Source organism: Thermosulfurimonas dismutans, from assembly GCF_001652585.1.
Taxonomy (GTDB): domain Bacteria; phylum Desulfobacterota; class Thermodesulfobacteria; order Thermodesulfobacteriales; family Thermodesulfobacteriaceae; genus Thermosulfurimonas; species Thermosulfurimonas dismutans.
This window is the reverse complement of record NZ_LWLG01000004.1, coordinates 38,631-61,046: the sequence shown is the minus strand read 5'-3', so window position 1 is coordinate 61,046 and position 22,416 is coordinate 38,631. Positions and strand designations below refer to the sequence as shown.

The following is a 22,416-nucleotide window of genomic DNA, read 5'->3' as shown; positions in this document are numbered from 1 at the left end:
TTCATTCTCCAGGAAGACCAAGTAGAGAATTAGGAAGCCCTAGTCTTAATCCTATGAGCTGGGTGAAATAGATTATCCGAGGGAGCCCTTCACGGAAGCCATAAATTTCTAAGTTGAGCTTGCATACCGGACAGGTCACAGCGATAAAGTCCGCTCCCCGCATCTCGGCTTCCAGTAAAATGCGACCACATAATTCCTGTATTGTGGGAGAGTTTGTTCGGGGAAGGTGTCCTCCACAACAATGACTTTTGAGTGTGAAAGGCTTTACTTCATAACCTAATATTCGAAGAATTTTTTCCATGGTGGAAAGGTCAAAAGGGAACGGTCGCGAAAGAAAACAACCGTAATAGGGAACCACAGAAGTTTTGTCTTCGCCTTTAATTTGTTTGAGGAGTCGCGAGAAATTTTCCTTAATGGAGAGGAACTCTAGTAAATGCAAAATGTGGACCTTTCCAGGGTGATAAGAGAGATCCGCTTCTCCGAGAATTGTATTAATCTTTTGCAAGAGATCTTGATCTTCTCTGAGGATTTTTTCAGCCCGTTTTAAATTAAAGAAACAGAGGCTACAAGCCGTAACTAAAAGGTCTCCTTTCTCGGCCAAAGCCAAATTTCTCGCCGCCAGAGACAATCCCAAAAGATCTTGATAGTCGTGGATTTCGCGGGCTCCACAACAATTCCAGTCTTCGAGGTTCTCGATCTCAATTCCCAGGACCGAAAATAGAGTTTCTACAGATAGATGGAGATCTCTGGCCAGATGTTCCGAAGAACATCCGGGGTAATAGAACGCTCGCATCTAACAAAACTCCTTGGCTTTAGCCAGCATCTTTTTAAATCCCTGAAGGTCTTTAATGGGCTCCGGAGCGGAAACCTCTTTTTCGCCTTTTTCCCAAGGAAGCCGCAGGATAATACGTCGGTCATTGCCCGAGCCGGTTATTTTTATCTGGTAGGCGTGCACGGCTCCAAAATCAAAAGAGCGGCCCCTTTCTTCGACGAGTTCCCAGAAGAGCTGGCTCCATTCTGGAGCTTGAGATAGTTGTATATGTCCCTTTGATAGGGCCTCTCTTTTCAAAAACCTCAAAAATTCCACAATAGGAATTTCCTCCGGGCATCGCTCTTCACAGAGATAACAACCTATGCATATCCAGGGAGTATTACTTGTGAGCTTTGCGTCTTTTCGGTGGGCTAGGACTTGAATTAAACGCCAGGGAGGGTCCTCCATTTCTTCATAAACGGGACATATCCCCCCGCAGATTCCACAACCAGTGCATCTTTTTAATTTTTCCCAGTCATAAAATTGGGGGGGAGCCTTCTTTTCTTTTTTTTTGGCGGAAGGAGTAGAGAGCCTTTTTTGGATTTCTTTTAATTTTAAACCCTGTTGTTTTAAGTGGAGAATTTCTTTTAAACGCTCTATAGCCCAGAAGGGATAGTAAAATTTTACGCCCCCCTTTTTCTGGCCTACCCGCTTTCCTTTGGGGAGAAGGCCAAGCTGGACATAGTAGAGGAAGGTCCTTTTAGTGAATTTATAACCTTCGAAAGAAAGTTTTTTTAGAATTTCATCAATGGATAACCATTCCTCCATATCTTTGTTTTTAACAGGGAAGCATCGGTTTCGAAAGAGGGGAGTGGATTTTTGCTCGGGAACGTTTAGATTTAGTTTGGAAATTTATTTGCTAGGGAGGAATGAGATATGGGGGAGATAAAAAGTGCCCTTGAGATTGCCCTGGAAAAAGCGGAAAAGATCGGAAGGGCTTCCCGAGAGGAATTAAAGCTTGAGGAGCTAAAAGAAAAAGGTCAAAGGCTAGCGGCTAAGTTCTTGAACAGCGAAGAGGAGATTGATCTTGCAGCCGAGATTGCTCGCCTGAACCCTTCTGAGAAGGGGCCTTTTATTAAAGGCATAATATTTACCTTACTTAGAAATATCAACCTTCCGAGGGATGAATATGCCTTGGAAGGGGCCAAAAAAGCCCTTTTGGGGCTAGAGATCGTCTTTTCAGCTTTCCCGGATGTGAAACAGTTGACTCAGGAAATAGAGAGGCTCCTCAGTCAGTATCTCCAGCACCGGAAGGCCCTTTATGAACAATTAAAACAGCAATTTGAATCTCAGTTGGCCGGAGTGGAAGAGGCTCTACGTAATCAGATGGGTGTTCAGGTCCAGGTGGACGTAGAGATGCAGCCTCAATTTCAGGAAGAATGGCGCAAGGTGCGGGACCAGCTCGATCCTCAATATGAAAGGCAGCTTGAATACCTCAAAAACATCTTTGCAAAAGCGCTAAATCAATGACGCCTAAAACCCTCAAAAATCTTCTTTCGGCTCTTGCAAGGGGAGAGCTTTCTGTTGAAGAGGCCTATGAAAGGCTCCGAGATCTACCTTATGAGGATCTAACGACCGTTCGTCTTGACCATCATCGCGGACTCCGGAAACATTTTCCAGAGATCATATACGGTCCTGGAAAAAACGAAGAGGAACTTCAAAAAATTGTGGAGTCCTTTCTCGAAAAGGAAAGCCCTTTTCTCGTTACCCGTATATCGGAAAAAATGGCTGTAAGATTAAAGAACAGGTTCCCGCAGCTTGAATACTACGAACGGGCAAGGCTTCTTGGCGTAAAACCCGAGGGAAGTCTGGTGGGGCAGGTGGCAGTGGTCTCGGCTGGAACCGCGGATCTCCCGGTAGCTGAAGAGGCTAGGATAGCTGCCGAGTACTTCGGCAACCGGGTAGAGGCCATTTATGATGTAGGAGTGGCCGGTATACACCGGCTTTTCCCTGAACTCGAGAAATTGCGAGCGGCTAGAGCCATTATTGTAGTGGCTGGCATGGAAGGGGCCCTACCCAGCGTAGTGGCAGGGCTGGTGGATCGACCGGTCATTGCCGTACCCACCAGCGTGGGATATGGAGCCAATTTTGGGGGACTGGCCCCGCTTCTCGCTATGCTAAACACCTGTGCTATGGGAGTTACTGTGGTAAATATTGACAACGGTGTCGGAGCGGCCTATTTTGCAAGTATGATAAATCACATGCTAGAGGGTGAAAATGGGAAAAAGAGGTCGTAAAAAAAAGGATAGTCCCGAGGGAATGCTCCTTGAGATGCTAGAAATCACAGATCAGGATGGTAATGTAGTAGGTCTTCTCCCGCGCGGCCAGATTCACGAACAAAAACTCTTTCATAAAGCTGTGCATGTCTTTCTATTCAACCCCGAAGGGAAGATATATTTGCAAAAAAGATCTCGCTTAAAGGATGAAAATCCTGGAAAATGGGATTCTTCGGCCTCAGGCCATGTTTCTCCCGGAGAGCCCTATCCGGTAGCTGCTCGTCGTGAACTTAAGGAAGAACTAGGGCTTTTATGTGGTTTAAGTGAAGTGGGACGTCTCCCGGCATCCCCAGAGACCGGTTACGAGTTTGTGGTCCTTTTTAAGGGTACCACCCGCAAAAGTCCCAAGCCCAATCCCCTAGAGATCGAAGAAGGACGCTTCGTGGACCCAGCGGAACTTGAGGAATGGCTGGCTAAAAAGCCGCAGGATTTTACGCCTACTTTTAGGTTACTATGGGAAAAATTTGGAAAGCAACCGGTTCCACGAAAGCATTAATTGAATTTATATTTTTCGAGTTTGTACCTTAGAACCCTTTCGGAAATACCTAAAAATTCAGCGGCTCTGGTCTTTACTCCTCCTGCTTTTTCTAGGGCCTCCCTTATGCGGATCTTTTCCAAAGTCTCAACCGCTTCCGTTAGAGGGAGTGTTAAAAGTTTTTGGGTTAAGTCTTCAGGACCTTCTGGCATTAAGGCCAGATCCTTGATGGTTATAGTTTCCTCTTCGACTAGGATAACGGCGCGTTCGATGAGGTTTTTGAGTTCTCTAACGTTTCCGGGAAAGTGATAGGTAAGCAAGAACTCTAGGACCTCACGGCTAAATCCTTGGACGGCCTTGCCGTATTTTTCAGAAAATTTCTGCAAAAAATACTTTGCCAAAGGTACAATGTCCTCTCGCCTTTCCTTTAACGGTGGGAGTCGGAGGCTGAAGACGTTTAACCGCCAGAAAAGATCTTCCCGGAAAGCGCCCTTTTTGACCATCTCTTCGAGATCTCGATTGGTGGCTGCGATAATCCGGGCATCCACTTTGATTTCCTTGGTATCCCCTATTCGCCGGAAGGTCCCGTCCTGTAGCACTCGAAGGAGCTTGGCCTGCAAGGGCAGTGGCAGTTCCCCAACCTCGTCAAGGAAAATGGTTCCCCTATGAGCTTCCTCGAAAAGGCCCGGTTTAGCACGGTCGGCTCCGGTAAAGGCCCCCTTCTCATGCCCAAAGAGCTCGGATTCTAATAAACCCTCCGGAATGGCGGCACAGTTTACTTGAACGAAGGGGCCCTCTTTCCGGCTACTCAAATGGTGAATGAGATGAGCCAGGACTTCCTTTCCGGTTCCAGGTTCTCCGGTGATGAGTACGGTGGCCTCGGTGGGAGCCACTTTGGAGACCAAGGCCAAGATTTCTTTCATTTTATGACTTTCGGCTACAAAATCTCTGATTTCTATAGGTAGAAGTTCGGCGAGTTTCCGGCGGAGGTCCTCTATTTCTTTCCTCAATTTTAGTTCCGAAAGGGCTCGCTCCATAATGAGGAGTAATTCCTCCAGGTTTACCGGTTTGGTGAGGTAGTGGTAGGCTCCGAGTTTCATGGCCGAGACCGCCCGTTCTACGGTGGCAAAGGCCGTTAGCATGATGATGGCCGAAAGGGGAGAGCGTTCTTTGAGTTTGGGGATAAGGTTCAGGCCATCATCATCTGGGAGCCGCCAGTCGAGGAGAACGATCTCCGGCTTTTTCTCCTCTACAATCTTCAAGGCTTCTGTGCCGCTTCCGGCTTCAGACACCTGGTAGCCCCTTTTTTGTAAATAGCCTCCCAAGATCTTGCGCTGGGCTTCTTCGTCTTCCACCAGAAGCACACGATAGGCCATTTTCATAGACTTGTTGACTCTCCGGGGATTTCCATCTCAAAGCATACTTTTTCCGGAAAGGTCTTCAAGCCGACTCGTCCGCCGTGGGCCTCCGCCACCTGTTTTACGATGTAAAGCCCCAGGCCGAAACCTCCTTCCCGGGTGGTGAAAAAAGGTTCAAATATCTTTCCTTTTAAGGCTTTCGGCACGGTAGAACCACTATTGCAAACCTGGAAAACGATTTGCCTTTTTTGAGCCGAGATCGAGACTTCTACCGATTCCCCGACAGGAGCGTGTTCGATGGCATTGGTAAGGAGGTTAGCAAGCGCCCTATAAAGCCACCGCCGATCGGCGGTTAGGACAAGTTTTTCCGGGGCCGAAATCCGAAAAGCAAGTCCTTTGGCTTCTATCTTGGGGCGGAAGCGGACTTCAATCTGAGAAAGGAGTTCCGAGAGTTCAAATTTTTCGATTTTGACCTCAAATCCTCGGGAAAGCGATAGAAGTTCCCCGGTAAGTTCGGAAAGTCGTCTGATTTCATCTTCAAGGAGAGGAAGGATCTCTTCGGAGTTTTCCGCCTCCTTTAGGTATTGGATCCCCATAAAGAGGGTGTTCAAGGGATTCCTTATCTCGTGGGCAATCATGGCTGAAAGTCTTCCCATGGTAGCCAGTCTTTCGGAGGAAATGAGCCTTTCTCTAAGGTTTTCCCGTTCTTTCTCAAGTTTCTGGGTGTAAAGGGCCGCTAGAAGAAGAAGGAGGCTTCCCCCTAAAAAAACTAGACCTCCATAGACTAAAGCCTCTCTGAAAAGAAGGGCCTTGAAATGGGTATCAAAGGCTACCAAAAGAAAAAAGTTCTTTCCAGGGGCAAGCTCGGAATTTCGACAAAGAAAAAAAGCCCTTTGGTATTCGTATCCCTTCCGACAGGCCAAAAAGGTTTCCTTGTCGAGCCGAATATCTTCGGGGAAGGTGTTCAAAAGTACGCGCTTCCCTTCTTTTACCAGGACTCCGGTAAGACCAGGATCTCCTTGGAGTTCATCGGTCAACCAGGCAAGGTTCTTTAAGTAGGGTGGCACCTCTGAAAGGACTGCCAGCAATTCAAGGTAACCCGCGAGCCGTCCTTCTATTAAGTTGAGTGCCCTTTGGGCTTCGAAACGCTGATGGTCGGAAAGGGTATTGTGAAACAACCATATTTCGGCCATGAAGCTCAGAAAAAGGACCACAAAACCTGCCAAAAAGAAAACCTTTGAACGCAAGCCTTTACTACCACCCTGGTCTGGAACGATATTTCCTCCAGAGGGGAATCCCTTTTTCATTACGAAGTCTTATTTTCCCTCCTCGATGACGAATGACTTTCGGGAAAATGATATCTCCACACCGATAGCCTCTGATAATAACTTTTTCGCCTTTTCTCAGGCTATAGCCCATGGCCTTCCAGAACTGATAAGGCCCCAGACGGATATATAAAGTTTCGCCCTGAGGGGTTTCCAATACCGCCAGTGGTGGGCGAATTTTTATTATTCGACCAATAACTTTCACCTCATTTCGCCACTTCTCTCCTCGTGAGCATCCTCCCCAGGCGAAAGCGGTTTGGGAGGCTCCCAGAAACAAGAACCCTATTAGGAGAAAGATACGCATTTTCATGGCTACCTCCGTCTTATTTTAAAGCAGAACCCGTGCCAGAGTAAAAGTCCTCCTACTTTATCCAAAAACTCGGTTTCCCAGTGGAGGCCTTCGACGATTTTGTCGTTGAAGCCTTCGAAATCGTCGAGAAAACAAAGCTGTACTTTTGTTTTCTGGATAGGCCTTCGGGCCTGAACCCTTTGTTTTTAAAGCGAAAGAAGGCTTTGGCACGTCATTTGATTTGAACCAAAACAAAGGACAAAACGAAGGAGGTGAGGAGGATGAGGATTCAGAGGTGGTTTTGGGGTCTTTTGATGGTCGGACTTTTGGTTACAGCATGTACCACTACTCAAAGTGCCCCTTATCAGGGAGCGGGGCTTGGAGCGGCTGTGGGAGCCTTTTCCGGAGCCCTTCTTGATCATCACAATCCTTGGCGGGGGGCCGTGATTGGGGCTACCGCAGGGGCGGTTCTTGGAGGTGGACTTACGGCCATAAGCACCCGGGCCACTCAGGAGGCGGTCGCCAAACAGCAGACCGTAGTTTATCAGAGTGAAAACGCAGTGGTGGAGGCTACGCCCATGGAATACAACCAGAAGACCTACTGCCACAAGGTCCACAAGCGTATTTGGAGAAACGGACAATTGGTGACCGACCGTATTGAAGAGGTCTGTGAGGGCACCAAGACCGGAAACTACTACTAATAAAATGGCCAGGAGGTGAACCATGAAAAGGTTTGGGGTTTGGCTTTTAGTCGGGGGACTTTTGATGGGAAATGCAGGGGCAGCTAGGGCTTGGTGGTCGGAGATTAGGTACGATAGGCAGGAAATAAGACACGACTTGCGCGAGTTGCGTGCAGATCGACGGGCATTGCGAGAAGACCATCGGGAACTGAAAAAGGATCTAAGGTATCCGCATACCAGGCCTGCAGAGATTCGTCACGACCTAAAGGAAATAAGACATGATTTTCGAAAGTTGCGCCGTGATTGCCGGGAACTCCACCGGGACTTTCAGGAACTCCAAAGGGATAAGAGATCCTTTAGGCGGTATGGGAGAAAAATAAATTAGTTAGTAACAAACACATAAAGGAGGTAAGTGTCATGAAGAAGGTCATGGGGATCTTTTTGGTGCTGGGGGTTTTGATGTTAGGCGGCTGGGCTTTTTCTCAGGAGGGAGGGGAGAGCTCTTACCCGCCGAGTTATCAGAAAAGTGTTCCTTCTTGGGTAGGTCCCATGTGGCACTACTGTGAAAAGGTCAACCCCAAGAGCAAGAATTGTCAGAAGATGATGGAAATGATGTGGGAACACTGGCAGAAGATGAAGGATGTGAGAGCCAAGGTTTGGCAGGAGATGGAAGAGTACTGTCAGAAACATAAAGGTGAAGAACTTTGTAAGAACATGAAAGGCTGGAATAACCAGAAAAATTGCCCCTGCTTTTGTAAAGGAGCAAGGTCTTACAATAAACGTTGGCACAGGATGAGAATGGAAGGTTGCTAAATAGCAGCAAAGAGGGCCCGGAGTTTCTCCGGGTCCTTTTTACCAGGTGAAGCCTCGACACCGGAGCTTATATCCACTGCAAAAGGTCTTACAGTTTGGAGGGCTTCCTTGATGTTTTCCGGTCTGAGTCCTCCAGCGAGGATGACAGGGATCCCGAATTTTTTGGCCTTCTTGGCCAGTTCCCAATTAAAGGTTTGGCCGGTTCCTCCTGGGATTCCTTTTACATAGGTGTCAAGCAACACAGCTCGGATCTTGCCTTTATAAGCCGATATAGCCTTGAGGTCTTCGAGGCTCCGTACTCTTAGAGCTTTGATTGCTTTCGGGAAAAAACGGGCACAAAGATCTGGGGATTCGTCTCCGTGGAGTTGCACTAAGTCTAGTCCGACCTCCGAAAGGACTTTTCGGATGAAATCTTCGCTTTCATTTACAAACACTCCCACCGTGGTCACAAAAGGGGGCAGCTGACTTATGATCTTGCGGGCGGCCTCGGGTTCTATATAGCGGGGACTTCGGGGATAAAAGATGAAACCCAGGGCCGAAGCTCCCAGCTCAATTGCGAGCAAGGCGTCCTCAAGATTGGTGATCCCACAGATCTTGATCCTTACTTTGCTCTCCATTTATGATATCTTTAAAATATGGCGAAGATTAAAGACTATTTCGTCCCTTTCATTTTGCTCCTAATCCTCAACCTGCGTTATTATCCTGGAAACCTGGAACTCACCCTTAAACAAAATTTTAGATTTTTGCTGGCCTCCTTTATCTATGGTTTGGCCTTTGCTTTTATTTTTAAATGGTTCCTGCGCCAGTTCCTGCGACGGGAACTTTCCCGAGAAAATTTTGTCAAAATCGCTTTGTGGGCCGCCGTCATAATGGCCTTTGGCGAGTTTTTGCGAATCTATTTCGCTCCTTACTGATATTCTATAGGTTCAAGCGTCACTAGAACATAAGCTTCATCTTCCAAATATTTACGAGCAGCTGCCAAGACTTCTTCTAACTTAACGTTCTTGATGTTTTCAATGTATCTATAGAAATAGTTGAACCCGAGCCCTAAAGCTTCGTTTAAAGCCCGATCCATGGCCTGAGAGAGATTGGTCTGGAGTTCGGTCTCATAACGTCCTACAAGCCAGTTTTTGGCCCGGGAGAGTTCTTCTTCGGTGAGGCCCCTTTCCTTGATTTTGTTGATCTCGCGCCAGAGCCCCGAGAGGGCTTGATCTTTTTTCTCTGGGGCACAGCCGATGTAGAAGGCCAGGGCCCCGGTGTTGGTCCCCAGAGTAAGGAAAGAAGTTACGGAATAAGCTAGGGCTTCTTGATCTCTAAGGCTGCGAAAGAGGCGCCCTCCCTGTCCAGCGAGTACGGCATTGAGGACCTCCAGGGCATATCGATCTGGATCGTTAAGCCCTCCGGTCCTAAAGCCTAAGAGAATATGGGTTTGTTCCGAAGGTTTGGGCACAGTTGTAATCCTAGGAGCCTCAAGAGGCGAAGGTTGGAGGTCTTCGGGTGTAGGATTGGGAGGAGCTTGCCAGTCGCGAAGGGCCTTTTCAAGCTTGCTAAGAACCTTTTCCGGATTGACGTCTCCTACAATGGCAAGTACCCCAGTATCTGGACGAACATATTTGGTATAGGCCCGCCGGAGATCTTCGGCGGTTACCTTTTCGAAAAATTCTTTGGAACCCAAGACATTCAGGCTATAAGGATGGGGTGCAAACATAACTCGGTAAAATTCCCTTAAGGCCACCTGTAGAGGCTGGTCCTCTTGACGGAGAAGAGCGGAAATCAATTCTGGACGGGCTTTTTCTATTTCTTTGTCCGGGAAGGCCGGTTTAAGTAATACTTCGAGAAAGAGATCTAATCCTTGGTCAAAATTTTCCGAGAGAAAGGTGGCTTCCAGACCAAAGGTATTCCGGCCCGAAAAACCGGTGATTTTGCCTCCCAAGGATTCAATGAGGGTGGCTAAGGCCTCCGCAGAGTGTTTGCGGGTAGCCCGGGGCCAGATAGTAGTAAGCGCTCGGAAAAGACCATTGGTCTCGGGGGTTTCATAGCGAACCCCTCCTGGAAAAACGAGAGATATGGCTACCGAGGGGACATCTTTGAGAGGAAGGATGATGACCCTAAGGCCATTGTTTAAAATGCGATAAGTGGGCGGTATCACTGGAGCCATCTCTCCTGTGGAGATCCCTTGGGCGGCTAGTTCGGCTTCCTTTACCATTTCAGCCAGCAATTTAGGATCTAGACTCTCGTTTTGGGCTAGGATTCCGGAGACGACCTTGTCGGGCTTGAAATATTTCTGAGCGGCGTGAAGGATGGCCTCTGGGGTGATCCGTTTGATGGCTTCAAGATATCGATCGGCGGCCAAGGGGTCTCCGGTAACCATTTCAAAGGTTCCTAGTTTGCGGGCCTCGCCTTCCATGCTCTCACGTCCGTAAACAAAGTCCGAGAGTACCTGGATCTTGGCCTTGGATAACTCCTCTTCGCTTACAGGCTGATATTTGAGACGGAAAACCTCTATAAGAGCTTCTTTGATGGCCGCTCGTAAGTTTTCGGGAGGAGCCGTACCATAAATTTCAAAAAGCCCTGGACCCGCAGGGGTGAAGGCCGAAGCCTCGATAGAGTTTACCAGGGATAGTTCTCGGCGGAGTTTGAGATAGAGGCGGGAAGAGCGCCCTTCTCCTAGGAGGGCCGCTATTACATCCATGATAGGGGCCTCTTTTTCCGTGAGTGGAGGGGCCGGAAGGACAATTTCAAAATAACCTTCCTCTACGGGACGTTTTACGACTACCGACTGGGGACTGGTTACGTATGGTTCCTTTGGGAAAATGGTTTTGGGAGGCTTTTTACGGGGAACTTTACCAAAATATTGCTCTATAAGAGCTAAGGCCTTCTCGGATTCTATATCGCCGACTACTACTACCGCTATATTTTCTGGGACATAGAATTTCTTGATGTACTCCAGGATGTCCCTTCGGGTGATCTTTTTGACAGTGCTTTCGTAGCCAATAATGGGCCGACGGTAGGGGTATTTTTGATACGCGGTTTTGAGGACTTCCTCTGAGAGGACGATCATGGGACGGTCTTCCCGCATTCGCATTTCTTCGAGAACAACCTCTTTTTCTCTTTCAAGCTCTTTGGGATCGAAGACAGAGTTGAATAGAGCATCCGAAAGAATGTCGAGAGCTACCTCTAAGATTTCTCTAGGCCCTACGATGTAGTAGCAAGTATAATCATAAGAGGTGAAGGCGTTGATATAACCCCCATAGCCTTCGATGGTACTGGCGATTTCTCCCGGGCCACGGGTTTGGGTGCCTTTGAAGATCATGTGTTCGATGAGGTGGGTAATGCCCGCGACTTTTTCGTCTTCATAGATGCTGCCGACTTTGACCCAAACCTGTACGGCTACTACGGGAGCACGATGATTTTCCTCTACGATGGCTGTAAGACCGTTAGAGAGAGTATGTTTGTGAACACCTGGTTTCAATTCCAATCCCATACCCTGACCTCCAAGGACCAAAAGGTAAAAAAGGATGCTTGCTAGTATAGTATACATAGCTCACTCCCTCAGGAGTTTACCCGATTTGATTTTTATTTTTTAGGATGGAATCGCACAAATCAGTAAAAGTCAAGGGTAAAATAGCGTTTGACATATGCCTGAATTTTTGATAGAGGCTTGTTTTAGCTCCCCAAAAAACAAACTCTGCTTGATAGGGAGGGAGGCTTTATGAGTGTATTAAAGGAAAAGATCAAAGGTGTGTATGAAGGGCTTTGTGCTAAGAATTGGTCTCCTCTTATGGGTGGCATCCTTTTGGCTTTTTTTGTGGTCCTCCTTGAGACTTGGTATCGTCCTTGGGGTATCGTGGGGGGGTTGAGAAACTGGGCGGACTGGTTCTTTTACGGCCTGGGGCTTTATGAGGACGAGCCTCCTCACCCTCTTTGGTTTTCTTCCTCTATTCTGGACATAGGCTTGGTTTGGGGGGCCTTTATTTCGGCTGCTTTGGCCCGAGAATTCGGTATCCGTGTGCCTCCCAAGATTGAGTTCATAAAGGCGATAGTGGCCGGTATCCTCATGGGGATTGGTTCGGCCTTGGCCATGGGATGTAATGTAGGTGGTTTTTATATGGCGGTGAACAATCTGGCGGCCAATGGCCTGGTCATGATGATCGGACTCATTTTTGGGGTCATTTTGGGAGTGAAGTATCTCTATTGGGAGCTTGAGCATTTTCCGAGTGCCGGTGGCTTTGAAATCAGCTTCCGAAAGATAAACCCCATATTGGGAGTGATAGCCCTTATTGGCTTGCTACTGGCCACTAAGGCCTATTTTGGAAGCGAAGCTGATGACGGAGCTACTCTTGGAGGTTGCTTGATCCTTACGGCGGCCATTGGTTATACCATGCATCGGAGTCGGTTTTGTATGGTGAACGCCTTGCGCGAGCCCTTTATGACTGGTGAGGCCGTAATGGGTAAGGCTTTGGCCATAAGCCTTATTCTTTCGGCCATCGGGATAGCCATCCTGAAATACAATGAGTTTAGGCCTGAGATGGCTTATGTTACCCCCACCTTCGGCATTGGGGCCCTCTTGGGAGGTTTTATTTTCGGGGCCGCTATGGTGGTGGCTGGTGGATGTGGTTCTGGAAGCCTCTGGCGAGTGGCGGAAGGGCAGGTCAAGCTGGTGGTGGTGGTCATCTTTTTCGCTTTAACCAACTCTCTGGTAAGACATCTTTTTGCGGAGTATGAGGTCATTGAAAGTGGTTATCTGGGTAAGGCTATCTTTATGCCTGAATACTTGGGATATGCTGGAACGCTGTTTTTGATCGCTTTGGCGGTCATTGTTTGGTACATCGTTATTGACTGGAATGAGGATACTAATAAACTGGTTCTCGAAATGTAAAATAAAAATAAATCTAAGGAGGTTTAACGATGGCAGACATTAAAGTGGCCCCCGATGACGTCAAGGCTGACATGACCATTGATTGTAAAGGACTTTCCTGTCCGATGCCCCTTCTGAAGACCAAGAAGGCCATTCAGAAGCTTCAGTCCGGGCAAATCCTAGAGGTTCTGGGAACGGATCCAGGTTCTCGGAACGACATTCCGGGTTGGTGTGAGCGGGCTGGACACGAGTATCTCGGCGAAAAGCAGGATCAGGGGTTTATTCGCTTTTACGTCAAGAAAGGGTAAAAATTTTAGGGGGAGGTGAGTTATGGCTAAGGATCCCGATAAGCTTGGTATTTTTGTAACCAATCCTCAGTATATGCCCCAACTGATGAAAATTGTGGAGGCCGCTCAGCGGGCTGGCAAGAAGGTCAAAATCTTTTTTACCTTTAAGGCTGTTCATCTCACCAAACAACCGGATTTTCCTAAATTAGTTCAGATGATCCCGGAAGCGGATCTGGCTATCTGTGCAGATAGTTATACCTGCGAAGGCTTCGATGTAGAAACGGATATCCCCGGCGGTATGACTCCTAAACAGATGCGGACGCAGGCCTATCACGGTGAGATCCTGGATGAGTGCGGTAAGTATCTCGTGCTTTAAAAATTTCAGAAAAGGAGGGATAAAATGGCGGAATCCCTTAAGGTTTATTTTTTGATTGCTAACCGGATGTATATAGGGGATGGCATTCGCTCTACACTGGGTCTTTCCGTAGAAAATCATTATTCCCATACATGTGTTTTCTATAACAAGATGCCTCGGGTTACGGAGTACGTTCAGGAGAACATCGATTGGATCCGCGATATGGAAGGCGATGTCTTTGCGGTAGTAGATACTATGGATGAGGAAGCCAAAAAATATAATGTGGATGAGGTTGGCCTCACGGCTATCACCCTTGAAGAGCTGGCCCAGAGGTTGAAGGAAGCGGATGTGATCATTGGTTACGGTCTTCCTAAACAGAAACATGCTCCGCCTCCAGCCTGCGCGGATTAATTCCGGCTTTCTAAAATTCTGAACCAGGAGGTTGAAAATGAAGATTCTGCATGTATATCGTAGTGAACCAAATGAAGAGGTTCAGAAGTTGGTCTCCCTACTTAATGAGGGTAATGAGGCTATGGAGTTCAAACTTTACGAAGCTAAAGATGACGCCGACTACGATAAGCTTATTCAAATGATCTGGGAGGCCGACAAGACCATAAGCTGGTGGTAAGTTTAGGAGACGAATTCGGCCGGGCGAAAGGCCCGGCCTTTTTTACTTTTTAATGACTTCATAGACTCCGGGTAGGTGTCTATATCTTTCAGCGTAGTCCAGTCCGTAGCCTACTAGGAAGCCTTTGGGAATTTCGAAGGCCTTGAAATGAATCTCCACCGGGATTTGTCTTCTTTCGGCCTTATCAATGAAGCAGCAAATTTTCACCGAAGCCGGTTCATGCAGAAGTAGGTGATCTTTTAAGTAGGCTAGGGTATATCCTGTATCCACGATATCTTCCACTACCAGCACATGTTTTCCCTTGAGTGGAAGTTCTACATCTTTGGTAATCTGGACCTCACCGGTAGAGGTGTCCGAAAAACCATAACTTTTGAGACGCACAAAATCTACCTCCACCTGAGGAAGCCTCAGCACCCGCATGAGGTCGGCCAGGAAAACGAAAGCCCCCTTTAAAACGCCGATGAGAACCAAGGGTTTATCCTCGTATTCTCTTGAAATTTCTTCTCCGAGTTCTTTGAGTCGTTGAGTAATTTCTTCTGGGGACAGTATAATTTTCAAACTTTCAGCCATAATCACTCCCCTTAATTTAGGATTTTTTCTACTCGAACTATGTCTTCTTCTAAATCTACAGGTTTGAAACCTAACTTTTGGGCTAGGGTGAGCATTTTTTCATTTTCTTTCAAAATGTGCATACGAATGCGTTTCAAGTACATATCTCTGGCCACCGAAAGCATTTTTTCAGAAAGGATCTTGCCTAGGCCTTTGCCCTGCCACGGATCTCCTACCACTACGGCCATTTCAGCTGTTTCTTCGTCAGGATATTTGTTGAGCCTCACTACGCCTATTATTTTCTCTCGGCCATTTTCTTTTTGGACGGCTACCAGGGCCATTTCGCGATCGTAATCGATTTGGCAGTATCGGACTAGTTCCTCATGAGAAATACTCTTTTTGATCTGGTGAAAACGGAACCTTATAGTTTCTTCCGAAAGAGTATAAAAGAGCTCCGCCATAAGAGGTTCATCTTCGGGTTTAATAGGGCGTATAAAGATTGGAGTCCCATCCTTTAAAGAGGCTTCAAAAATGAAATGAGAAGGATAGGGACAAATGGCTAAGTGAGTAGGGCAAAAATAGCCTTTTTTGAAGTCGGTTCGTTTGAATGCAATTTCGTCTAGAAGGATTTCCGCTTTCGGAGCTTTTATCTCATCGCGTGATATTTCTAGGGCCGGAATAAATACTTCCTTAATTTCTGGAAAGTCTACAATTAAATGAGAAAAGCGGACTAGTAGTTCCTCCAGAAAAGAGAGGGGAACCTTTAGGTTCTTTTTTAGATGCCAGTATATTTTGGTTTCCTCAAGAAGTCTTCGGGCTAGGGTTTGATTTAAGGGCGGAAGGCCAATAGCATAATCTCTCTCCGGCTCCAAAAGAAAGCCCCCCAATCCAAAAAGGATGGTAGCTCCAAAGGAGGGGTCTCGAGTAGTGCCTAGAAAGAAAGAGACGGGTATATCCGATAAATTGTTATATCTTCCAATTATGCCGTAGGCTTGTAAAATAGATGCCGCTTCCTCAAAGGTTAAGATTAGGCGATTCTCCTTAGTAGCCTTCTCAATAATGCTATTAACCAAGGTTTTGTCAGGGGAAAAGTCTTCTAATATAGTCCCCGGAGTCTCTGATATTAAACGGAGATTGTGATCGTAACGATACATATAAACAAAGCTCTTGACGGCTTCTGTGGGACTAACAAAGTTGGGTATGCCTTCTTTGGCCAAGATTCGCCTACCCTCCAAGACCCTATTTTCTCCCATAAGACTGGCTAAGACGGGTTTCCAATGTATTTCTTTGTGGGCCCTTACGATAGACCAAGCAAAATCTTCTACCGGGGCTTCTAAGCTGGGAGTAAAAATTGCTAGAGCGCCATCTACTTCGCTATCTTTTAAACAAGTTTTCAGGGTTTCTCGAAAGAGGTGAGGAGGGGCCGAAGACAATAAGTCAATGGGGTTTTGAATTTCACGGCCCAATAGTTCATGCAAAGTTTTAGTGGTTTCAGGAGATAACCTGGCTAAGGTACCCCCTAGACGTTGCAAGTATTCAGCGGCGATCATGGCCGGACCACCGGCATTACTTATTATGACTAGCCGCGGGCCTTTGGGCCGGGGTTGTTTGGAAAGACTCTCGGCCAGATAAAAGAGCTCTAAGATTTCTTCAACTTGAACTACGCCCGCCCTTTTGAAGGCCGCGTCATAGACTAGATTTTCCTGGGCCAGAAGGGACAAAGTCTCTTCTGCATTTTGGGAAGAGCCCAGTTTTTTCCCTTTTACTACGACAATGGGTTTGTTCCGAGCAAAGGCCCGAGCGGCCCTTATAAATTTTCGGCCGCTTTTTAAGTTTTTTATATAAGCTACGATAGCCTTGGTGTAAGGGTCTAAAGTTAGATAGTCGATCAGATCCGAAAGATCTACATCCGCTTTCTCTCCCAGCGAAGCAAAGAGACTGAATCCTACCTTCTTTTCTTCGGCCCAGTCCAAGATGGCGTAAGCCAAAGTAGCGCTATCTGAAAGGAAGGCCAGGTTCCCAGGGGTTAGACTTCCAGGAAACAAGCTGGCGTTCAGCCTGAGTCTGGGGCAGATAAAACCTAAAGTATTGGGGCCTAAAACTCGAATTTTTCTTTCATGGGCAAACTGGGCTATTTTTTCCATAAAAGCTGAGGGATTTTCGGTCCGAGCAGAAAAGTCTAGCCCTAAAATGACGACGGCTTTGACATTATTGGCCGCACAGGCCTTTAATTGTGACCACCAATTTTCGGGCTCCCCTGCAAGAATGGCTAGGTCTACGGGCCTCGGAAGACTGGCCAAATCAGGGTAGGGTTCTATGCCAAAGATGGACTCTTCTTGCTCACTTATGGGATAAACTCCGCCTTTGAAGCCCTGTAAGATTAGATTTTTGAAGATTTGTGAGCCTAGTGAGGATTCCTCGGGTTTGACGTCAAAAATTGCGATCCTTTTGGGCTTAAATAAGAAATCTAGGTTATATACCGACATTGTTCGCTTCTGTCATAGGTTTTTAGATAAGGCTCGCAGAAGAATAGGTGAAGGAAAGGCTCCCTTCTTACCCTTTTTTAACCAATCTTTTAATTGGATTTTGTGTCTGTACATGGCTAAATCTGCCCGGTGAAGACAACTTTCTAAGGTGTCCTCGCCTAAGATATCTGTAGCTCCGCAAGCCAGAAAAGCTTCGATAACGGCTTCCTTATAAGGCAAACGTATGGGTTCGGAGACTAATTCTTTCAGAAAGGGTTCGGCTCGTTCTAAAGAATGGGCCGCCAGCAAGAGTATGAATTCATCTCCCCCTATCCTTGCCGGAACATCTACTCTCTTAGTGAAGACCCTAAGCCTCTTGGCAGCCTGGATGATAATCCGGTCTCCGATGTTGTGTCCATAGAAGTCGTTTATTCTTTTTAAGTCGCAAAGGTCGAGAAAGACCATGATGTAAAGCTCTTTTCCATGGGCTATTTTGCCTAAGACTTCTGGGAAAAATATGTTCAAGGCTCGACGGTTCCATAGTTTGGTAAGTTCATCTCTTAGGAGTTCTTCTCTAAGATAATAGACCTGCTCTTCTAGTTCTTTAATGCGCGTTAAAATTTCTTCCAGATCCGTAAGACGACCTTTAACCGCTATCGCTTCCCTTATTTCCTTTTGGGCCAAGAGCCAAGAAAGAATTTTCCGTGTTTCCTCAAGGAGGCTGGCAAGGACGTGTTTCTTTTCCTCTGGAGAAAGTTTTTCGGCACGCGAGAACTCTTCTGCATATATAGGGGGCAAAGGGAGTTTTAGGTCCTTAAAAGGAGACAGAAAAGCCGTCCAACAGGTTCGCAACCGTTCGGCCTCTTTTTCTAAAAATTCTGAAATGGCATCCATGGTTCGAGAAAATACTCATCTTGCCTGCCCTTGCCAAGACCTAGATTAGCGAGTAAATAGAGGAAAATGTTCCCAGAGGTTTTCCCTTCGAAAAGAGAGTTTGTAAGATTTGCTGAAACGGCCAATCTTGTTCCGGTTTATACCGAACTTTTAGTGGATCTCGAGACGCCGATTTCGCTTTTCTACAAAGCTTTTACTGGACATTATGGTTTCTTACTAGAGAGCCTTGAAGGCGGAGAGAAATGGGCCCGTTACAGTTTCATAGGGCTTAATCCATTTCTGGTCTTCCGGTCTAAGGGGCGGCAGGTCACCCTTCTTGATCGACACGGAGAAACTACTCGTGAGGTGCAGGATCCGCTTGAAACTCTAAAAGAAATCCTCTCTCGTTTTCGACCAGCCTCGCTTCCAGAGTTGCCTAGATTCTTCGGAGGGGCGGTAGGATTCATCTCCTACGACATGATCCGTTTCATAGAAAGGCTTCCTGATTTCTCCCCGGACACGGCCGGCTTTTCGGACCTTCATTTCATGTTCCCTGAGATCCTTCTGGTCTATGATCGTCTGCGACATGTCCTTCAGGTTATTTATAATGCCCGAATAGAGCCTGGAATTTCTCTGGAGGCCCTTTATGAGCGAGCCCGGGCCGAGCTTGCGGCTACAGTGGCCCGCGTGCGGGGGCCTTTGATTTATCCTCCGGTGGTTGAGGGGCGCGAGGAGGTAGAGCTTAGGCCTGAAATCGAAAAGGAACAATTCAAGGAGATGGTCCGACGGGCTAAGGACTACATCGCTGCAGGGGATGTCATTCAGGTGGTCCTCTCCCAGCGTTTCTCTGGGCGTTCTCACCTTCCGCCCTTTGCTATTTACCGGGCCCTGAGAAAAATCAATCCTTCGCCCTATCTCTTTTTCCTGAGAATGGCCGACGAAACCTTGATTGGCTCTTCTCCGGAAATCTTGGTGCGGGTCGAGGATCGTCAGGTGGAGACCCGTCCCATTGCTGGTACTCGTCCCCGTGGACGCACAGAGACCGAGGATGTAGCCCTGGCCGAGGATCTACTGCACGATCCCAAGGAGAGAGCCGAGCACCTGATGCTGGTTGATCTTGGACGCAACGACCTCGGGCGGGTTTGTACCTATGGAAGTGTAGATGTGTATGAACTCATGGTGATCGAACGCTATTCCCATGTCATGCATTTGGTTTCTGGAGTAAGGGGAGAACTTTCTCCGGACAAGGACATGTTTGATGTCTTCCGGGCCGCCTTTCCGGCGGGCACGGTCTCCGGGGCTCCGAAAATCCGGGCTATGGAGATCATCGAAGAACTCGAGCCTACCAAACGCGGTCCCTACGCTGGAGCCGTAGGTTATTTCGGGTTCTCCGGAAACATGGACCTTTGTATTACCATTCGGACCCTTTTCCAGAAGGGAGATCAGCTCTATCTTCAGGCCGGGGCTGGGATTGTGGCCGACTCCGATCCGGAACGAGAATATGAGGAAACGCTTAACAAGGCCCGGGGCATGATGAAGGCCCTGGAGATGGTGAAAAAGGGGGTGGTTTAGAACATGCGCCTCCTAGTCATAGACAACTATGATTCCTTCACTTACAACCTGGTTCAGCTTCTAGGGGTGATGTTGGCTAAGCTTTTTCAGGGAAGCGAAATTCTAGTCTTTCGAAATGATGAAATAGATCTCAAAAAGGCCGAAGGTCTGGAGCCCACCCATATTATAATTTCTCCGGGACCTTGTACCCCTAAAAAGGCCGGGATTTCCGTGGCCCTGATAAAGCACTTTGCCGGAAGAGTCCCCATTCTGGGGGTTTGTCTAGGACACCAGTGTATTGGAGAGGCCTTTGGCGGCCGTATTGTTTCGGCCAAACGCCTCATGCACGGTAAGACCTCCGAAATTACCCACGACGGCAGGGGGGTCTTTGCGGGCCTGCCCAGCCCCTTCGAGGCCATGCGCTACCATTCGCTGGCCATCGAGGAGAAAAGCCTTCCCGATTGTCTAGAAATCACCGCCCGGGCTGAGGACGGCGAGATCATGGGCGTAAGGCATAAGGAATATCCTATCGAGGGCGTCCAGTTCCATCCCGAATCTATTGGGACTTCGCTTTACGCCTGGAAACGCCTATCAAAGCCTCCACGAGACTGGGACTTCCTTTCCGATGACCTGCCCGAGGGGGTGGTGATTCTCAGGAACTTTCTGCGGTTTCCTCCAGGAAGAGCTTAAGCCGGATCTTCTTGTATTCCTTAAGGGTTTTAAGGGCTACGAAATCAGAAAGTTCGTACTTGTGCGAGATCTCTTTAAGTCTTCCTTCCGCGTCTTCTATCGCGTGGAGCATAGTGTAAAGGTTATAGGGCCACTCGGGATAACTTTGTCTTTCGTAGCAATGGGTGATGCCGGGTTCCTGAGCTAGGGCCTGCCCGATCTCTTCTATTCGTGATTCCGGCACCTTCCAGGCCACCATGACATTTTCCTTGAAACCCGCCCGGTGATGGCGCACCAGTCCGGCAAATCGACGCATAACCCCTTTCTTGAGCATTTCCTTTATCCAGGAAAGAAGTTCCTCTTCGGAAACCTCCGCCTTCCTGGCCACCTCAAGAAAAGGCCTGGGAGCCAGAGGTAGGGGCTCCTGGGTGGCCCGGACCAATTTTATCGTCCGTTTATCCGGCTTCCCGGAAACGCCTTCGTAGGCGAAATTTCCATCCCCGGTCTGTCCATCCTCGAGGTCGAAAATCACCGCAATTCGAAAAACCCGTTTGATAGGCAAAACGAGATAGCCTTCGGCACCGGCCTCCTCAGCCAGTCTTTTTACTTCCGCTTCAAGGTCTTTTCCCGGAGGCACCGCCAGCGTGAACCAGAAGTTGAAACAGTGATCCCGTAGATAGTTGTGACTCACCCCCGGATGCTGGCTTATGACTCGGGCGGCTTCCTCCTCCCTGTCTTCCGGTACCCTGAAGGCCACTAAGGTGGTCCGGTAGCCCAAGGCCTTGGGGTTGAATATGGCCCCGATCTGGCGTAGGATACCGGCCTCGGTGAGTCTCCTGAGCCTGGCGATGATATTTTCTTCCGGAAGCCCGAGAGCCTCGGCCAAAGCCGAATAAGGACGCTTGACCAGGGGAAAATCCTTCTGCACCAGGGTTAAAAGCTTGCGATCCTCGGCTTCCATGGCTTTAATTAAAAATGATGGAGGGGGAGATGACAAGTCCGGTTTATTTTGTGGATCTCCATTTAAAGAAAAAGAGTTCGCTTCTTGATAAGGTGGAGGCCTTGCTTGAGGCCCTGAAACTCCAAGGCCGGTTTAGGAAGGGAGCTCTGGTGGCGGTGAAGCTTCATTTCGGAGAGGCCGGCAACCTGGCCCACCTTCGACCCCAATGGGTGCGCCGAGTGGTAGATTACCTAAAAGGGCTTGAAACTAAACCTTTCCTTACAGATACCAATACCCTTTATCGAGGAAGCCGTTCGGATTCTGTAGTTCATCTTGAGACTGCTATCCGAAACGGTTTTGACTTTGCGGTGGTAGGAGCACCAATTGTCATCGCCGACGGGTTAAGGGGCAACACCTATGAGAAGGTAGAGCTCGACCTACCGGTTCTCAAGGAGTTCTACCTGGCCAAGGAGGTGGTGAGGGCCGATGGTCTGGTGGTGCTAACGCACTTCAAGGGTCACGAGCTTTCGGCCTTTGGTGGGGCCCTAAAGAATGTAGGTATGGGGTGTGCCGCACGTAAGGGTAAGCTAGAGCAACATTCTACAGTGGCCCCTAAGATAGACAAGAAACGGTGTGTGGCCTGCGGTACCTGCCGGGAGTTCTGCCCGGTGGAGGCTCCCGAGCCGGTCGAGGGGGTAAAGAAGCCCCGCTATCGCATAAACGAAAAGCGCTGTATAGGCTGCGGCGAGTGTATTGCGGTTTGTCCTCAAGAGGCTATTAAAGTTCAGTGGAACGAGAAGGCCGAGCTTTTTATGAAAAAGATGGCGGAGTACGCTGCGGCCCTTCTTTCTACCAAAAGGGGGCGGACCTTTTTTCTGAACTTCATTTTGCAGGTCTCTCCAACCTGCGACTGTTATCCTTTTAATGATTACCCCTTGGTAAGAGACATCGGGATCCTAGCCTCGGAGGACCCAGTGGCCATTGATCAGGCTAGTGTTGACCTGATAAATCAGGAGGCCGGGCTTCCAGGTTCCAAAGTGGGTGAGGTCGCTCCAGGCGAGGACAAGTTTCGGAGACTCTATCCGCAATTAAACTGGGAAATTACACTGGAACACGCAGAGAGAATCGGGTTAGGATCAAGGAAATATGAATTGATAAAACTCGAGAAATGAGGTTACTTAAATATTTCGGGAAGGGTAGGGGGTCGATCTTCC

Annotated in this window: 26 protein-coding genes; 15 read left to right on the top strand and 11 right to left on the bottom strand. The window is 48.1% G+C overall.

Going from position 1 to position 22,416, the window contains the following annotated elements:
- Position 1: 1 nt before the first annotated feature.
- Positions 2 to 793 carry a CoB--CoM heterodisulfide reductase iron-sulfur subunit B family protein gene (locus TDIS_RS04505; RefSeq protein WP_068669765.1) on the bottom strand — a complete coding sequence of 264 codons (792 nt, stop codon included), beginning with the start codon at positions 791 to 793 and terminating at the stop codon, positions 2 to 4.
- Positions 794 to 1,579: a 4Fe-4S dicluster domain-containing protein gene (locus TDIS_RS04500; protein ID WP_068669762.1), complete on the bottom strand. Its 786-nt coding sequence runs from the start codon at positions 1,577 to 1,579 to the stop codon at positions 794 to 796.
- A gap of 108 nt (positions 1,580 to 1,687) precedes the next feature.
- Here TDIS_RS04500 and TDIS_RS04495 point away from each other — a divergent pair, with 108 nt between their 5' ends.
- Genes TDIS_RS04495 through TDIS_RS04485 form a run of 3 tightly spaced genes read left to right on the top strand, consistent with a single transcriptional unit; the run spans position 1,688 to position 3,583 of the window.
- Positions 1,688 to 2,281: a DUF6657 family protein gene (locus tag TDIS_RS04495; protein WP_068669760.1), complete on the top strand. Its 594-nt coding sequence runs from the start codon at positions 1,688 to 1,690 to the stop codon at positions 2,279 to 2,281.
- Positions 2,278 to 3,048, top strand: a complete 771-nt coding sequence (gene larB / locus TDIS_RS04490) for a nickel pincer cofactor biosynthesis protein LarB (protein ID WP_068669758.1) — start codon at positions 2,278 to 2,280, stop codon at positions 3,046 to 3,048. The genes TDIS_RS04495 and larB overlap by 4 nt, the downstream gene beginning before the upstream one ends.
- Complete coding sequence (locus tag TDIS_RS04485) at positions 3,029 to 3,583, top strand: NUDIX hydrolase (RefSeq protein WP_084270959.1); 555 nt, start codon at positions 3,029 to 3,031, stop codon at positions 3,581 to 3,583. Before larB ends, TDIS_RS04485 begins: the two co-directional genes overlap by 20 nt.
- Here the strand turns inward: TDIS_RS04485 and TDIS_RS04480 are convergent.
- The 3 genes from TDIS_RS04480 to TDIS_RS04470 are packed head-to-tail and all read right to left on the bottom strand — an operon-like array spanning position 3,580 to position 6,555.
- Positions 3,580 to 4,944, bottom strand: coding sequence for a sigma-54-dependent transcriptional regulator (locus TDIS_RS04480; RefSeq protein ID WP_068669756.1), 1,365 nt, complete (start codon positions 4,942 to 4,944; stop codon positions 3,580 to 3,582). The genes TDIS_RS04485 and TDIS_RS04480 overlap by 4 nt on opposite strands.
- On the bottom strand, positions 4,941 to 6,167 hold the full coding sequence (locus TDIS_RS04475; RefSeq protein ID WP_068669754.1) for a sensor histidine kinase: 1,227 nt from the start codon (positions 6,165 to 6,167) through the stop codon (positions 4,941 to 4,943). The genes TDIS_RS04480 and TDIS_RS04475 overlap by 4 nt, the downstream gene beginning before the upstream one ends.
- Before the next feature lie 7 nt (positions 6,168 to 6,174).
- Positions 6,175 to 6,555, bottom strand: a complete 381-nt coding sequence (locus tag TDIS_RS04470) for a hypothetical protein (RefSeq protein WP_068669752.1) — start codon at positions 6,553 to 6,555, stop codon at positions 6,175 to 6,177.
- Between the two features lie 260 nt (positions 6,556 to 6,815).
- On the opposite strand from TDIS_RS04470, the gene TDIS_RS04465 reads away from it, so the two are divergent.
- Genes TDIS_RS04465 through TDIS_RS04455 form a run of 3 tightly spaced genes read left to right on the top strand, consistent with a single transcriptional unit; the run spans position 6,816 to position 8,027 of the window.
- Positions 6,816 to 7,235: a YMGG-like glycine zipper-containing protein gene (locus TDIS_RS04465; protein WP_068669750.1), complete on the top strand. Its 420-nt coding sequence runs from the start codon at positions 6,816 to 6,818 to the stop codon at positions 7,233 to 7,235.
- Between the two features lie 22 nt (positions 7,236 to 7,257).
- On the top strand, positions 7,258 to 7,599 hold the full coding sequence (locus TDIS_RS04460) for a hypothetical protein (protein WP_068669748.1): 342 nt from the start codon (positions 7,258 to 7,260) through the stop codon (positions 7,597 to 7,599).
- 32 nt (positions 7,600 to 7,631) lie between these two features.
- Positions 7,632 to 8,027: a hypothetical protein gene (locus TDIS_RS04455; RefSeq protein ID WP_068669746.1), complete on the top strand. Its 396-nt coding sequence runs from the start codon at positions 7,632 to 7,634 to the stop codon at positions 8,025 to 8,027.
- Here TDIS_RS04455 and TDIS_RS04450 read toward each other — a convergent pair.
- Positions 8,024 to 8,644, bottom strand: coding sequence for a phosphoribosylanthranilate isomerase (locus TDIS_RS04450; protein ID WP_068669744.1), 621 nt, complete (start codon positions 8,642 to 8,644; stop codon positions 8,024 to 8,026). The genes TDIS_RS04455 and TDIS_RS04450 overlap by 4 nt on opposite strands.
- 18 nt (positions 8,645 to 8,662) lie before the next feature.
- Between TDIS_RS04450 and TDIS_RS04445 the strand changes: the two genes are divergently transcribed.
- Positions 8,663 to 8,941, top strand: coding sequence for a hypothetical protein (locus tag TDIS_RS04445; protein WP_068669742.1), 279 nt, complete (start codon positions 8,663 to 8,665; stop codon positions 8,939 to 8,941).
- Here TDIS_RS04445 and TDIS_RS04440 read toward each other — a convergent pair.
- Positions 8,935 to 11,568, bottom strand: coding sequence for a M16 family metallopeptidase (locus TDIS_RS04440; protein ID WP_068669740.1), 2,634 nt, complete (start codon positions 11,566 to 11,568; stop codon positions 8,935 to 8,937). The two genes, TDIS_RS04445 and TDIS_RS04440, sit on opposite strands and share 7 nt — an antisense overlap.
- 171 nt (positions 11,569 to 11,739) lie before the next feature.
- On the opposite strand from TDIS_RS04440, the gene TDIS_RS04435 reads away from it, so the two are divergent.
- From TDIS_RS04435 to TDIS_RS04415, 5 genes are read left to right on the top strand one after another with little or no spacing between them, the layout of a single operon-like run.
- Positions 11,740 to 12,906 carry a YeeE/YedE thiosulfate transporter family protein gene (locus TDIS_RS04435; RefSeq protein WP_068669738.1) on the top strand — a complete coding sequence of 389 codons (1,167 nt, stop codon included), beginning with the start codon at positions 11,740 to 11,742 and terminating at the stop codon, positions 12,904 to 12,906.
- Between the two features lie 29 nt (positions 12,907 to 12,935).
- Complete coding sequence (locus TDIS_RS04430; RefSeq protein ID WP_068669736.1) at positions 12,936 to 13,193, top strand: sulfurtransferase TusA family protein; 258 nt, start codon at positions 12,936 to 12,938, stop codon at positions 13,191 to 13,193.
- A 22-nt stretch (positions 13,194 to 13,215) separates the two neighbouring features.
- Positions 13,216 to 13,548, top strand: coding sequence for a DsrE family protein (locus TDIS_RS04425; RefSeq protein WP_068669734.1), 333 nt, complete (start codon positions 13,216 to 13,218; stop codon positions 13,546 to 13,548).
- A 24-nt stretch (positions 13,549 to 13,572) separates the two neighbouring features.
- A complete protein-coding gene (locus tag TDIS_RS04420; RefSeq protein ID WP_068669732.1) occupies positions 13,573 to 13,938 on the top strand; it encodes a hypothetical protein in 366 nt (121 codons plus the stop codon).
- A gap of 37 nt (positions 13,939 to 13,975) precedes the next feature.
- Positions 13,976 to 14,155: a hypothetical protein gene (locus TDIS_RS04415; protein ID WP_068669730.1), complete on the top strand. Its 180-nt coding sequence runs from the start codon at positions 13,976 to 13,978 to the stop codon at positions 14,153 to 14,155.
- Between the two features lie 42 nt (positions 14,156 to 14,197).
- Here TDIS_RS04415 and hpt read toward each other — a convergent pair whose 3' ends face one another.
- Genes hpt through TDIS_RS04400 form a run of 3 tightly spaced genes read right to left on the bottom strand, consistent with a single transcriptional unit; the run spans position 14,198 to position 18,063 of the window.
- On the bottom strand, positions 14,198 to 14,725 hold the full coding sequence (gene hpt / locus TDIS_RS04410) for a hypoxanthine phosphoribosyltransferase (protein ID WP_068669728.1): 528 nt from the start codon (positions 14,723 to 14,725) through the stop codon (positions 14,198 to 14,200).
- Between the two features lie 11 nt (positions 14,726 to 14,736).
- Positions 14,737 to 17,190 (bottom strand): bifunctional acetate--CoA ligase family protein/GNAT family N-acetyltransferase, encoded by a 2,454-nt coding sequence (locus TDIS_RS04405; protein WP_068669726.1) that lies wholly within the window; start codon positions 17,188 to 17,190, stop codon positions 14,737 to 14,739.
- A 12-nt stretch (positions 17,191 to 17,202) separates the two neighbouring features.
- Complete coding sequence (locus TDIS_RS04400; protein ID WP_068669724.1) at positions 17,203 to 18,063, bottom strand: GGDEF domain-containing protein; 861 nt, start codon at positions 18,061 to 18,063, stop codon at positions 17,203 to 17,205.
- Positions 18,064 to 18,129: 66 nt separating this feature from the next.
- Between TDIS_RS04400 and trpE the strand changes: the two genes are divergently transcribed.
- Positions 18,130 to 19,614, top strand: coding sequence for an anthranilate synthase component I (gene trpE / locus TDIS_RS04395; RefSeq protein ID WP_068669723.1), 1,485 nt, complete (start codon positions 18,130 to 18,132; stop codon positions 19,612 to 19,614).
- A 3-nt stretch (positions 19,615 to 19,617) separates the two neighbouring features.
- A complete protein-coding gene (locus TDIS_RS04390) occupies positions 19,618 to 20,283 on the top strand; it encodes an anthranilate synthase component II (protein ID WP_068669721.1) in 666 nt (221 codons plus the stop codon).
- Here TDIS_RS04390 and ahbA read toward each other — a convergent pair.
- Positions 20,246 to 21,223: a siroheme decarboxylase subunit alpha gene (gene ahbA / locus TDIS_RS04385; RefSeq protein ID WP_068669719.1), complete on the bottom strand. Its 978-nt coding sequence runs from the start codon at positions 21,221 to 21,223 to the stop codon at positions 20,246 to 20,248. The two genes, TDIS_RS04390 and ahbA, sit on opposite strands and share 38 nt — an antisense overlap.
- 29 nt (positions 21,224 to 21,252) lie before the next feature.
- Between ahbA and TDIS_RS04380 the strand changes: the two genes are divergently transcribed.
- Positions 21,253 to 22,374, top strand: coding sequence for a DUF362 domain-containing protein (locus tag TDIS_RS04380; protein WP_068669717.1), 1,122 nt, complete (start codon positions 21,253 to 21,255; stop codon positions 22,372 to 22,374).
- Positions 22,375 to 22,416 lie beyond the last annotated feature (42 nt).